This is a genomic window from Empedobacter sp. UBA7494, assembly GCF_002478465.1.
GTDB lineage: Bacteria > Bacteroidota > Bacteroidia > Flavobacteriales > Weeksellaceae > Empedobacter > Empedobacter falsenii_B.
This window is the reverse complement of the sequence record NZ_DLOC01000054.1, coordinates 121,066-134,292: the sequence shown is the minus strand read 5'-3', so window position 1 is coordinate 134,292 and position 13,227 is coordinate 121,066. Positions and strand designations below refer to the sequence as shown.

General features: G+C 32.1%; 9 protein-coding genes and 2 pseudogenes. 5 read left to right on the top strand and 6 right to left on the bottom strand.

Going from position 1 to position 13,227, the window contains the following annotated elements; all coding sequences use genetic code 11:
• Positions 1-6: 6 nt before the first annotated feature.
• Together B4E95_RS06480 and B4E95_RS06475 are read right to left on the bottom strand one after the other, a co-directional pair.
• Positions 7-684, bottom strand: coding sequence for a copper homeostasis protein CutC (locus tag B4E95_RS06480; RefSeq protein WP_291051890.1), 678 nt, complete (start codon positions 682-684; stop codon positions 7-9).
• Positions 681-1,660: pseudogene (locus B4E95_RS06475) on the bottom strand (isoaspartyl peptidase/L-asparaginase family protein). The gene B4E95_RS06480 and the pseudogene B4E95_RS06475 overlap by 4 nt, the downstream one beginning before the upstream one ends.
• Before the next feature lie 168 nt (positions 1,661-1,828).
• Here B4E95_RS06475 and B4E95_RS06470 point away from each other — a divergent pair.
• From B4E95_RS06470 to B4E95_RS06455, 4 genes and pseudogenes are all read left to right on the top strand, one after another.
• A pseudogene (locus B4E95_RS06470) lies at positions 1,829-2,713 on the top strand (IS982 family transposase).
• Positions 2,714-2,933: 220 nt separating this feature from the next.
• Positions 2,934-3,212, top strand: coding sequence for a hypothetical protein (locus B4E95_RS06465; protein ID WP_291090754.1), 279 nt, complete (start codon positions 2,934-2,936; stop codon positions 3,210-3,212).
• 82 nt (positions 3,213-3,294) lie between these two features.
• Positions 3,295-3,711, top strand: a complete 417-nt coding sequence (locus tag B4E95_RS06460) for a Fur family transcriptional regulator (RefSeq protein WP_291090752.1) — start codon at positions 3,295-3,297, stop codon at positions 3,709-3,711.
• 58 nt (positions 3,712-3,769) lie between these two features.
• A complete protein-coding gene (locus B4E95_RS06455) occupies positions 3,770-5,704 on the top strand; it encodes a heavy metal translocating P-type ATPase (protein WP_291090750.1) in 1,935 nt (644 codons plus the stop codon).
• Between the two features lie 32 nt (positions 5,705-5,736).
• Here B4E95_RS06455 and B4E95_RS06450 read toward each other — a convergent pair whose 3' ends face one another.
• A complete protein-coding gene (locus B4E95_RS06450) occupies positions 5,737-6,492 on the bottom strand; it encodes a tyrosine-protein phosphatase (protein ID WP_221857002.1) in 756 nt (251 codons plus the stop codon).
• 177 nt (positions 6,493-6,669) lie between these two features.
• On the opposite strand from B4E95_RS06450, the gene B4E95_RS06445 reads away from it, so the two are divergent.
• Positions 6,670-7,512 carry a siderophore-interacting protein gene (locus B4E95_RS06445; protein WP_291090748.1) on the top strand — a complete coding sequence of 281 codons (843 nt, stop codon included), beginning with the start codon at positions 6,670-6,672 and terminating at the stop codon, positions 7,510-7,512.
• A gap of 67 nt (positions 7,513-7,579) precedes the next feature.
• On the opposite strand, the gene B4E95_RS06440 is transcribed toward B4E95_RS06445, so the two are convergent.
• The 3 genes from B4E95_RS06440 to scpA form a co-directional block, all read right to left on the bottom strand.
• Positions 7,580-10,330: a TonB-dependent receptor gene (locus tag B4E95_RS06440; protein WP_291090746.1), complete on the bottom strand. Its 2,751-nt coding sequence runs from the start codon at positions 10,328-10,330 to the stop codon at positions 7,580-7,582.
• A 59-nt stretch (positions 10,331-10,389) separates the two neighbouring features.
• Complete coding sequence (locus B4E95_RS06435; RefSeq protein WP_291062340.1) at positions 10,390-10,899, bottom strand: hypothetical protein; 510 nt, start codon at positions 10,897-10,899, stop codon at positions 10,390-10,392.
• A 76-nt stretch (positions 10,900-10,975) separates the two neighbouring features.
• Positions 10,976-13,108, bottom strand: coding sequence for a methylmalonyl-CoA mutase (scpA, locus tag B4E95_RS06430; protein ID WP_291062342.1), 2,133 nt, complete (start codon positions 13,106-13,108; stop codon positions 10,976-10,978).
• Positions 13,109-13,227 lie beyond the last annotated feature (119 nt).

The following is a 13,227-nucleotide window of genomic DNA, read 5'->3' as shown; positions in this document are numbered from 1 at the left end:
CTATTTTTATTTTTCAGAATTAATCAAACTTTTTAAATGATTGATTTCTTCTAAATTAGCAATTCCAGAATTATCAATCATCGCTGATGAATGAAAGTAAGTAGCGTTTGTATATGAATCAATTTCTTCAATATTTGTTGAGCGCAAACCACCTCCTGGCATAATTGTAATTTGATTTTCTGCTTTTTTAACAAGGTTTTTTAATTCACGTTTTCCATCATCAACATTACTATCTAAACCAGAAGTTAAAATAGTTTTGAATCCTAAATCAATCACGATTTGAAGTGAATTTTCGGCATCAGAAGTTCTGTCAAAAGCGCGATGAAAAGTACAAGGAAAAGGTTTTGCAAGTTCAATTAATTCATGATTTCGTTTAAAATCAATTTCGTTGTCTTCATTCAAAATTCCAAAAACAAAACCATCAATTCTAAAATTTTTAATCATAATAATATCAGATTTCATTTGTTCAAATTCTTCATTAGAATAACAAAAATCTCCACCACGGGGGCGAATCATCACCATAATATCTTTGTCAGTTTCTTTTCGCAATGTTTTGATATCTTCAAAATCTGGCGTAATTCCACCTGAAGAAGCATCAGCGCATAACTCGATTCGATCTGCATTTGATTTTGCTGCAACTAAAGCTGATTCTAAGTTGAAACAAGCGATTTCTAATTTTTTCATTTTATAATACATTTTCCGTCAATCAAACGATTTCCAGTTTCGTCATAAACCGCAAAGTTAAAGCCTGGATGAATACAATACGAACCATATTCACCTTGTATATTAATCGCAATAAAACCAACTTGAATCGCCGATAAATCTTTTTTACGCGATTTTGTTAACTTAATAATTCGATGAACAGCTTCTTTACACGCATTTTCTGGCGAATAACCTTGACGCATCAATTCCATAACCAAATGACTTCCCGCAATACGAATTACTTCTTCACCGTGTCCAGTTGCTGTCGCTGCACCAATTTCGTTATCAACATACAAACCTGCGCCGATAATTGGTGAATCTCCAACACGACCATGTATTTTGTATGCCATTCCACTTGTCGTACAAGCTCCAGAAAGATTTCCGTGCGCATCTAATGCAATCATTCCAATTGTATCATGATTTTCGATATTGATTGGCATTTGATAGTTGGTGTCTTTCAACCATTCTTTCCATTCTTGTTCGGAAACATCAGTCAATAAATTCTCCTTTTTGAAACCTTTTTCCTGAGCAAATTGTAGCGCTCCATCTCCAACCAACATGACATGTGGAGTATCTTCTATCACTTTTCGCGCAACAGAAATCGGATGTTTGATATATTCTAAACCTGCAACAGATCCAATATTCGCCTGATCGTCCATAATACAAGATTCCAAGGTTAATTTCCGTCACTATTTGGACATCCACCATAACCAATACTTTGTTCATTTGAATCTGCTTCTACCAATTTTACACCTTGTTCTACAGCGTTTAAAGCAGTTCCATTTTTTCCTAAAACTTTCCAATCTTCAATGTTGGCTTCAAGACAAAAATGCCATATAGAAAGAACAATTGGCTTATTGATTTTTATTGAAGTATCTGATTTTGTATATTTAGTTTGCGCACTAAGATCAAGTTTCGTTGCACCTAAAAGCAAGCCTAGTGCACCTAAATTTTTTATGATATCCAAGTGTTTATCGATTTCTAAATTGTGTTAAAACAGATATAATCAACCCGTTTTACATTTTGATTAATAAATAATAAAGTTGTTCATTTAATTGAAAATCATTAAATTGTGTTAAGCAACAAAACATTTACAATGCACAACTTCCTTGCAAATTACTAAAGAATATTGGAAGTTTTACGAAAACGTTAACTGATACACTTTCAATTCATCAACGTAGAAGACCTATTTTTTTGATTTAGAACTCGTAAGTCTTGTCTTAACAGCTGAATTTATGGATATTGATAGTGAAAAATATTTATTTCTAAACCTTCCAAAAGCGCAAATTTGTTAAATTGAGCGAAGTATTTACAATCGTAGATAACGTAGATTATCAGACGAAATTATTAGTATTCGCCTCAAATAAGCGAAATAATTTAATTAATTTGAAAATTGTATTATCGATGATAGTATGCCGTTGCAGGTGAGTATAATAGTAAGAATTAATCGCTCGAATATTTGTAATTAACACCAGTATAGTGCACCAAATAGGTTTTTTGTGCTTATCAACGAATGTCTTTTTATGGCTATAAATTGCATACAGTTTGTTCTATAAATGCATTTTTTCAAAATTATGATTTAACTCCTGTATATGTTCATGACATCCATTATTTAAACGATTTATAAACACAACTATCAAATTCTTTGATACTTGGTGATAAAGGTTATTTTTCTCAATCTGTTCAAATTGATTTATTTACTCAGGTAAATATAAAATTAGAAACCCTTTAAAGAACGAATCAAAAAGACTATTAACCTCAGTTTTATATATTAAAAAAGTATCGAAAAAGAATTGAAACTTAATTTTCTTAACTATGAGATAAATTTATGATTAGACGCAATTATGCAAAAACTTTTGAAGGGGGTAAAACCAGAATTCTAGATGAAATTACTGCACTAATAGTAATTCAGTACATTAATAAAACATACTTTAATCGAAATATTAATAATCTAAAAAACTCAAATTATTTAAAATGCACAACAGGTAAAGTTATTTTTTTTAAATACTAGCTTAATTTTAGGTCTTAGATGTCCACTTTTTGCTGAAAATTTATAATTCTGCCTATTAAATAACACAATATCATGCAGTTGGTCCACAAGGCTTTTTGGAAGGAATACTTGGAGATAGTAATTGAAAAAAGGCGATTGGCAAGGATATTATGACCAAGATTTTGAAGCAATTGTTGACATGAAAAAAGCAAAATCAGTTTCTTCTGTTTAAATTAATTTCTTGCAAGATTCGCGTTCTTGGATTGTACTTCCTACTAAATTAGAAATTTATACATCTAAGGATAATCAGAATTTTAAATTGGTTGGAATGTTAGAAAAACAAGTTGATACATTTGATAATAATGTGTTTTCTGATTCATGGAAAGTTCAGTTCAAAGCAGAAAAAGCACGTTATATCAAAGTAAAAGCGACAAATTATGGTGCTTTCCCGAAAGGTCATTTAGCAGAACCTTTTCAAGGAAAATCCTATATTTTTGTTGATGAGATTATGATTAAATAAGATAATTTTTAAACTTATATAAAGAGGTAAATCAATACGATTTGCCTCTTTTTTCGTAACTTTATATTCGAAATTAAAGAAAATGCAAACAGAAATTTTAAACAAAACATTACAAAATCGTTCTATCAATCCGACTGCGATGAGATTGTTGGTCTTGGATAAATTGATGAATGCAGAAGTTGCGCTGAGCTTGGCTGATTTAGAAATTGAAATGGATCAGGCAGATCGAGTAACAATTTATAGAACCTTAAAAACTTTCGAAGAAAATAAATTAATTCATTCAATCGAGGACGGAACGGGCTCTATAAAATATGCGCTTTGCGAGTCGAGTTGCAAATGTACGCCCGAATTTACACATGCTCATTTTCATTGTAATAATTGTAATCAAACGTTTTGTTTGCGAAAAATTCATGTGCCAGAAATCAATCTACCCAAAAATTTCAAGGCGGAACAATCTTCATTTATTCTGAAAGGAATTTGCGATCAATGTAAATCCTAAACTTTGCAACCAGATTGCAGCAATAACTTTATAATTTTGAAATATAAATTTTTGAATTATGTCTAAAGCTTGTTGTAGTACGTCAAATGACAAACATAAAGATACTCATGATCATAATCACGAAGGTCATGACCACGAACACAATAATAGTAAAATTTTATTAGGTGCCAGTTTAGCTATTTTCTTTGCCGGAATTTTTGTTCAATATGTTTTAAAACCAACTTGGTTTGTTGATAATCAAACTATTCGTTTGATATGGTTTGGCATTTCTTATATTTTAGTAGCATTTCCTGTTTGGGGAGAAGCGTTTAAATTAGCAAAAAAAATAGATTTCTTCAATGAATTTTCGTTGATGGGAATTGCGACTTTAGGTGCTTTCATTATTGGCGAATATCCAGAAGGTGTAGCGGTAATGTTGTTTTATACAATTGGCGAAATGTTTCAGGAAGCGGCGGTTAATAAGGCAAAAGGAAATATTAAAGCCTTATTAGATGTTCGTCCAGATACAGCGCATGTTTTACGAAATGGTAATTTCGAAACAATAAAACCACAAGATGTGGCAATTGGAGAAACAATTCAGGTAAAAGTTGGGGAAAAAGTTCCGTTAGATGGAATTATGATTTCAGATAAAGGAAGTTTTAATACTGCGGCTTTGACAGGAGAAAGTAAACCTTCAACGTATAAAACTGGAGAAACTGCTTTGGCAGGAATGTTAAATCTTGAAAATGTAATCGAAATTCAAACGACTAAAAAATTTGAAGATAGTTCGATTGCAAAAATCTTACAAATGGTTCAAGATGCAGCTTCTCGCAAAGCACCAACTGAATTATTTATCCGAAAATTTGCAAAAATATATACGCCAATTGTTTTCTTTTTTGCGGCTGCATTGGTGATTATTCCTTATTTCTTTGTTGATAATTACGATTTTAATGATTGGTTATACAGAGGTTTAGTTTTCTTGGTTGTTTCTTGTCCTTGTGCATTAGTAATTTCGGTTCCATTGGGTTATTTCGGAGGAATTGGGGCAGCTTCACGCAACGGAATTTTAGTAAAAGGTTCTAACTTTTTAGATTTAATGGCGAAAGTAAACACAGTTGTGATGGATAAAACAGGAACAATGACGGAAGGGGTTTTCGAAGTTCAAAAAATTGAAACTAATCTTCCTGAAAACGATTTTTTAAATCTTGTTTCGGCTTTAGAAAAACAATCTACGCATCCAATTGCGAAAGCGATTGTGGCAAGTCATCCATCAGAATTGAAAGCGATAGAAGTGGAAGAAATTTCTGGAAAAGGTTTGAAAGGAAAAGTTGATGGAAAAATAGTTTTAGCTGGAAATACTAAATTATTAGATCATTTCTCGATTCAATATCCACAAGAAATTCATGATATTGTAGAAAGTATTGTGGTGGTTGCAGTTGATGAAAAATATGCAGGATATATTACAATTGCTGATAAAATCAAGGAAGATGCGCAACAAGCAATTCAGAAAATGAAAGCTTTAGGTGTTTCGAAAACGATTATGTTGAGTGGAGATAAAAATACCATTACGCAAAAAGTTGCAAAAGAAGTTGGTGTTGATGAAGCTTTTGGTGGATTGTTACCAGAAGGAAAAGTAGAGAAAGTTGAAGCATTGAAAAAAGATCAAAATCAAGTGGTGGTTTTTGTAGGTGATGGAATCAATGATGCGCCTGTTCTAGCGCTTTCTGATGTCGGAATTGCGATGGGTGGACTTGGAAGCGATGCTGCGATAGAAACTGCAGATGTTGTAATCCAAACCGATCAACCTTCTAAAATTGCAACGGCGATAAAAATTGGTCGTGAAACAAAAAAGATTGTGATTCAGAATATCATTTTAGCAATGGGCGTTAAAATTATCGTGCTTTTCCTTGGAGCAGAAGGAATTGCCAATATGTGGGAAGCTGTTTTTGCAGATGTAGGTGTTGCTTTATTAGCAATTTTGAATGCTGTTCGAATTCAACGAATGAAATTTTAGATAATAAAAAATAAAGCGATCAATTGATCGCTTTATTTTTTTATGTATAAATCTTTCATCAAATCTAAATCAACCTTTAAAATATCAGTTAAATAATTTTCGACTGAACCAAAATTCTTATTAATCGCTTCATAAGAGCTTTCTAAATATTCAGGTAAAACATCAATTAGATATTTATAATTCGGATCGATCTTTAAGATGTGTGCATATTTTTGTTCCAAAAAGATATTAGAAGCCAAGTAATCATCCATAATTGTATCTAAATCGACTTTCAAAGCAGATAAAATCATTGCTGTTGCAAATCCAGTTCGATCTTTTCCAGCTGTACAATGAAATAAAATTGGCGTTCTATTTTTGTGTTGAATAATATCAAAAAAGCTTTTGTATTGCGTTTGACATGTTTTATCTAAAACAAAATCCTCGTAAATTTTACACATAAATTCTTTCGGATTTGAAATTCCAGCTTTGAATTGTTTCACTAAATTTTCGAAATGTCCAGAAGAAATATCCAAATGAACTTCGTGATTACAACTATTTGGAATGTGATCTTGATTTTTTAAACGTTCGTAAGTCGTGCGTAAATCAATAATTGTTCGAATTGGAAAATCATTTAAAATCTCCAAATCATCATCTGTCAAATTTGCTAAATCATCAGATCGAATTAACAATCCTTTTCTAATGACTTCATTTTTTGTGTTAATTATTCCACCTAAATCTCTGCAATTAAATCCGCCTTCAAGTGGAAGAGTTCTTTGTTCGAGCGAGATTTCGCATAAAGTATTTTCCATTTTCTGTTCGTTTTTTAGGTTATTTTTTAATATGTAAAAGTTAAGGTTAATTATTTAGTTATCATATTAAAATCGTATTAAAAAAAGTATAACTTTTTACTTTAACATTTTATTATTCTTATTCAATCTAAATTTACTTTATATTCGCATAGAATTAGAATAAATCTAAATAATCTGATGGGAGATAAAGTGAAAATTGCGAAGGAGAAGTTCATCTTAAAAAAGAAAGAATTTGTGACACCACATCTTATTCGCGTTCATTTGGAAAATGATGATGTATCTTTTTTTAAGAATACAACGTTGGGCGGAACATGTAAATTACTTTTTCCACCGCTTGGGATCCGTGATATTCACTACGCAGAGTATGATGAAGAGAATCAAAAATGGATTTCGCCATCAGAAAAATTTAAACCAGTTTCTCGTACCTATACGTTGCGCGATATTGATGCAAAAAACAATGTGATTGTGATTGATATTGCAAATCATGGATTGAATGGTCCAGGATCGCGTTGGGCAAATGAGGCGAAAGTTGGAGATATGATTGGAGTTTCGATGAAGTCAAAAAAGAAAGATTTGACTCCAAAAACAGATTTCATTTTCTTGGCTGCAGATTTAACAGGCTTGCCTGTAATTTCAGCAATTATAGAGTCGCTTCCTGCTAAAACAAACGGAATTGTTTGTGTGGAAGTCCCAACAGAAGATGATATTCACCAAATTGAAACGAAAGCAAATTTAGAATTTAAATGGATTGTGAATCAAAATGTAAGAAGTGGAACAGCTTTATATAGTTTGACGAAAAATCAGCAATTTCCGAAACGCAAAGATGGAAAACGTTTTGCTTATGTTGCGGGAGAATCTAAATCTGTAAAGGAAATAAAATCATTTTTTAAAGATGATTTAGAATGGAAAAAAGACGAATTTTATTGTACATCGCATTGGAAAGCTGGAAAAGAAGAGAGAAATGCATTAGAAAATTGTCACGATAAAATAGAACAAGAATTGTTGGTAAGAGTTTTCTAAAAACAAGAGGGATATTTAATCAAAAAGCTTCATCAGAAATGGTGAAGCTTTTTTTGTTATTATTTTACTATTGCATTTCCATTCTTCGCATTCCACCGCCTTCTCTTGGTCGGTCTCCGTTTCCGCCTTTTGTCGATTTACCACCAAACTGATTTAAGTTGAATGTTAACGAGAACATTACAAAACGAGTCAGAATATTATTGTGTTGATCGATTGTTGATTCTGCTGTAATTGTACGCGTATAACTGTTATTTTGATTCAATAAATCGTACACTTTCACACCAGCTTCCAACTTATCATCGAAGAAACGATACATCAAACTTGTATTCCACAAAAAGAAATCACGCTTGAAACCTGCTGCCATTCGAGAGTTATAATTGTAACTGAAATCATTTGTCCAAGTCAAATTTTTAGGAAAAGTAGATATCGTTTTAATTCCAAAATTGTGCGTAATATTATTTTGATTATCAATTGAGTAATTGACATATTTAGAATTTGTGAAGTTCAAACGATAAGAAGGTGAAATCGTTAAATAATCACCATAATCCCAATTTAATCTCAATGTAGGTGAAAGAGTTGTATTGTATTGCTCATATTTTACCGCATCTCTAAAACCTTGTGTTAAAGCATAACTCGCCGACATTCCTACATTTACTCTAAATTTATTGATTCCTTTTTGATATTGTTTATTAAAGAAAAAGTTACCATTCAGACGATAATTTCCTTTTACATTTTCATATGTTGTTGTTCGTTTATAAATCGAATAATCCATTTCTGTGTAATTCACAATATTCGATTCGTTGTATGTATAACCTAAGTTAGCGTTAAATCCTTGACGCGTTTTACGATCAAAATTGCTGAACATCAAATTGATTTGATGAGCTTTATTTGGATCAAGATCTGGGTTACCTTTGAAAACATCTAACGGATCAGTTTCATCTAAAATCGGTAAAACTTGTGATGTCGAAGCCAAACTTGTCTGATAATTATACATTAAAGAAAGCGAGTTGTTTCCGCTTTGATAACGAATATTTCCCGAAATATCTGGCAAAGTTTTGTTTTGAGTTGAGCTGTAATCATCTGCTTTAAACGTTCCAAAATTTTGTTGATTATAGATATTTGCTCCAAAACTTATAGTTGCTGAAATTTTATTTTTGTTCAATAATAATTGTGCATATGGATTAAATTCATTCAATTGAGTTGAATAAAAACGCGTCAAATCATTGTTCAAATTGTCATATTCTCCCGTTATATCATTATAATTCCACGTTCTATTATTGGTTTCAGAATCGGTTAAATTATAAGCAGAACCTACAGCAATTTTCAAAGAATCTGTAATTGGATACGTATATTTTACATCAAAATTGTATTGATTATTCTTCGACATATTTTTTTCATTGATGTTTCGATAAATATCCGCTATCGAATCATTTGTATATAAAGTTGTTGAATTGATGAACGAATTTCGATCTGTTTTACCAATCGAAATACTTGAATTAAAGTCTAAATAAGATTTATTTTTGAATTTCTGATTAAGTGATAATAATGTATTAAATGTATTCGAATTTGATTTTCCATTCGATTTTTGATTCATTTGATTTCTCAAATCACCTAAATCAGAATATGTTTTACTATCCGAAATAGATGAATTTGTAGATGATGAATTACTAAATGATGGATAAAAATAAATTTTAGTGTCGTTTTTCGTCCATTCTAAATTTGTTCCAAAATTATGACCATACGTTTCACTTTTAGTTTTAGAATTGGCATCAGAAGTATAAATATTTTTTGGAGCAAAATTTTCGATATGTTTGTATTGATCATTTTTTGAAAACGAATGATTTAAACGGTAATCAGCTCCAATTTTCAAATTATCATTTAATTGATCGCTATAATTCAATCCAATCGAAGTATTTGTCGTTACTCCATCAGAACCTCTTCTTCCCATTCCACCACGACCACGCGAACCTTCACCGCTTGTCATTCCAGAAGCTGCAATATCCGTCGAAGACCCAATCAAACTAATTTTCTTTTTACCTTTAAAATAATTTGCCATCAAATTGCCTTCGTAATGATTATCCGTTCCATAACCCGCCGTAGCTTTGAGCATATAACCTTTCTTTTTATCTTCTTTCAAGATAATATTTATCGAAGATTTATCCGATTTCGAACGTTCTCCAGAGAATTTTTCGTTCTTCGTTTTATAATCCGAAACCTGAATTTTTTTGATAATATCCGCAGGTAAATTTTCTAACGCAACTTTTCCGTCTGTTCCAAAAAATGGTTCACCATCAATTAAAATCTCATTAACATCTCTTCCATTTACCGTGATATTTCCGCTATCATCCATCTCAAAACCTGGTAATTCTCTCAACAAAGCTTCCAAATTTGCATTCGGTTTTACTTTGTAAGAATCAGCATTATATTCGATTGTATCTTGTTTTACAACCATAGGTTCCACATTTGTCACTACAACTTCATCCAAATCATAAATCATAGGATTGATGATAATTGTACCAAGATCGATATTGTTTTTGATGGATTCGAAACTTTGTTTGAAAACGCCTTCTAAAGGATCATCAATAATTAAATAAACTGGTTTATCTTGAAGATTAATTTCAATCTTGAACCTACCATCATCATCTGTAGATGTCGTAGAAATTTTAGTAGAATCGGCTTTGTTTCCTAAAATAACTTCAGAATCAGTCAAAGGAAAATTAAGTACATCCGTTACTTTTCCTGTAATTGTGACTTTTTCTTGTCCAAAAGAAAAAATCGTAATCAAACTAAAAAGAAATGATAGAATATATTTTGTCATGAGATGAATTGGTTACTTCATCTGTTAGACATCAAATTTTGGGCAAAGTTTAATTTTGATTAAAGTTTTTCCCAACTTTTATCCGAAATTTTATTTAGATCAATTTCAGAAGTTGTAATAAAAAGAGGTGTAATTTCTACAATTCGCTTTACCTGAGTTGTTTTTAGGTTAGATTTAGGACAAAATGTTTCGATTAAAACAATTTTTTCTGAATCAGAAGAATTGGATTTATAAAGAGTTTTTTGAATTTTTTTATCAATCTTCCAATTTGTACAACTTCCAATATTATAATATTCGAATGTTAAAAGTGGAAGAAATCCGAAGATAATTCCAAACATAAATTTCATCACATTCATAAAACTCCATCCGTCTTTCTTTTTGATAGAAAGTAGAAAAAGCACATAAATACTAACTGCCGCAGCAAATGTTAAAAGCTTTGGAAATAGTTTTGCAAAGTTATGATTCGCGAATTCTAAACTGATAAAATCTCCAATCAGAAAGTATCCAATAAACCATATAATAAAAATTGTACAGATGATTAAGATAATATTTCGAAGAGTTTTATTCATTTCACTTTAAGGTTTGTGTGGTATAAATATAAAAATATTCCTGTCAATAGACAGGAATACTCATACTAAAATAGATTTATTTATAAGATTTCAATAAATTCTCTAAAATTTCGCAGGCACATTCCGCCAAGTTTGTTCCTGGACCAAAGATTGCATCTGCACCATTTTGATAAAGATAATCATAATCTTGACGCGGAATAACACCTCCGACTACGATATAAACATCATCTCTACCTAATTTTTTCAATTGTTTTACAACTTCCGGAACCAACGTTTTGTGTCCTGCAGCCAAAGAAGAAATTCCTAAAATATGAACATCATTCTCTACAGCTTGTTTCGCAACTTCTGCTGGCGTCTGGAACAATGGAGAAATATCCACATCAAATCCCATATCCGCAAAAGAGGTTGCAACGACTTTCGCACCACGATCGTGACCATCTTGTCCCATTTTTGCCACCATAATACGAGGACGGCGTCCGTCTTCTTCAGCAAACTTGTCAGCTAAATTACGAGCTTCCTCAAATTTATTCATTTTACCTGCTTCCATGGCATAAACTCCTTGAATTCCTCTTGTAATCGCTTTATGACGTCCAAAAACAGTTTCTAATGCATCAGAAATTTCACCTAAAGTAACACGGCGACGAGCCGCTTCGATAGATAATTCTAATAAATTTCCTTCACCTGTTTCAGCAGCTTTTGTTAATTGTGCTAAAATATCTTGTACAGCTTCGCTATTACGCTTCGCCTTAATTTGATTTAATCGATCAATTTGTTTTTGACGAACAGCTGTGTTGTCAACTTCTAAAATTTCGAACTCTTGTTGTTCTAATTTCGAGCGGTAAGCATTTACACCTACAATCGCAACTTCACCAGAATCAATTTTGGCTTGTTTTTTTGCAGCAGCTTCTTCAATACGCATTTTTGGAATTCCAGCTTCTATGGCTTGCGTCATTCCACCTAATTCACGAACTTCTTGTATATATTCCCACGCTTGATTTGCCATTTCATTTGTCAAAGATTCAATCATAAAACTTCCTCCAAAAGGATCAGCTGTTCTACAAATTTGAGTTTCTTCTTGTAAAATGATTTGTGTATTACGTGCAATACGCGCCGAGAAATCTGTTGGTAAAGCAATTGCTTCGTCCAATGCATTGGTATGCAAAGATTGTGTTCCACCTAAAGCAGCAGCTAAGGCTTCGATCGCTGTACGACCAATATTGTTATAAGGTTCTTGCTCTGTTAAACTCCAACCAGAAGTCTGACAGTGTGTTCTCAACATTAATGATTTTTTATTTTGAGGCTCAAATTCTTGCATCAATTTTGCCCATAACATACGAGCAGCTCTCATTTTTGCAATTTCTTGAGGGAAATTCATTCCAATGGCCCAGAAAAACGATAAACGAGGAGCGAAGTCATCAACTTTCAATCCCGCTTCCAAACCAGTTTTTACATATTCGTAACCATCTGCAAGTGTATAAGCCATTTCCAAAACAGGCGTAGCTCCAGCTTCTTGCATGTGATAACCCGAAATAGAAATAGAATTGAAACGAGGAATTTTTTGAGAAGTATATTCGAAAATATCTGCAATAATTTTCATTGAAGGAGTTGGCGGATAAATGTATGTATTACGCACCATAAACTCTTTCAAAATATCATTCTGAATGGTACCAGAAAGTTGTTCTTGCGAAACACCTTGTTCTTCTGCAGCTACAATGTAGAACGCTAAAATAGGAAGAACAGCTCCGTTCATTGTCATCGAAACCGAAATTTTATCCAATGGAATTTCATTGAACAAAATTTTCATATCTTCTACAGAATCTATCGCAACGCCAGCTTTACCTACATCTCCAACAACACGTTCATGATCTGAGTCGTAACCGCGGTGAGTAGCCAAATCAAACGCAACAGAAAGACCTTTCTGACCAGCAGCTAAATTTCTTTTGTAAAAAGCATTAGATTCTTCTGCAGTAGAAAAACCTGCATATTGGCGAACTGTCCAAGGTTGACGAACATACATTGTCGTATAAGGACCACGTAAATATGGGGCAACTCCAGGTAGAAAGTTAATCTGTTTCAGATCTTTTACATCATCGTAATTGTAATCACTTTTGACTTGTAAACTATCTAATTCAAATGACTCTATATGTGATGGATTAGAATTTAGATTTCGTTTAAATCTTAAATTCGAAAAATCTGTTTTGTGATTCATCTTGCTAAGATAAATAATTATCCATTAGATTTTATAAAATCACCAATTTTTGAAACTGCTTTTTTCAACTTTTTGTCAACAAAAGTTGAAAAAACATTTTAATCGAGTTTTTTGGTAAA

Excerpts from the sequence above, each read along its gene's own strand:
- B4E95_RS06480 (WP_291051890.1), bottom strand. The coding sequence starts at position 684 with ATGAAAAAATTAGAAATCGCTTGTTTCAACTTAGAATCAGCTTTAGTT.
- B4E95_RS06460 (WP_291090752.1), top strand. The coding sequence starts at position 3,295 with ATGCAAACAGAAATTTTAAACAAAACATTACAAAATCGTTCTATCAAT.
- B4E95_RS06455 (WP_291090750.1), top strand. The coding sequence starts at position 3,770 with ATGTCTAAAGCTTGTTGTAGTACGTCAAATGACAAACATAAAGATACT.
- B4E95_RS06450 (WP_221857002.1), bottom strand. The coding sequence starts at position 6,492 with ATGGAAAATACTTTATGCGAAATCTCGCTCGAACAAAGAACTCTTCCA.
- B4E95_RS06445 (WP_291090748.1), top strand. The coding sequence starts at position 6,670 with ATGGGAGATAAAGTGAAAATTGCGAAGGAGAAGTTCATCTTAAAAAAG.
- B4E95_RS06440 (WP_291090746.1), bottom strand. The coding sequence starts at position 10,330 with ATGACAAAATATATTCTATCATTTCTTTTTAGTTTGATTACGATTTTT.
- B4E95_RS06435 (WP_291062340.1), bottom strand. The coding sequence starts at position 10,899 with ATGAATAAAACTCTTCGAAATATTATCTTAATCATCTGTACAATTTTT.
- scpA (WP_291062342.1), bottom strand. The coding sequence starts at position 13,108 with ATGAATCACAAAACAGATTTTTCGAATTTAAGATTTAAACGAAATCTA.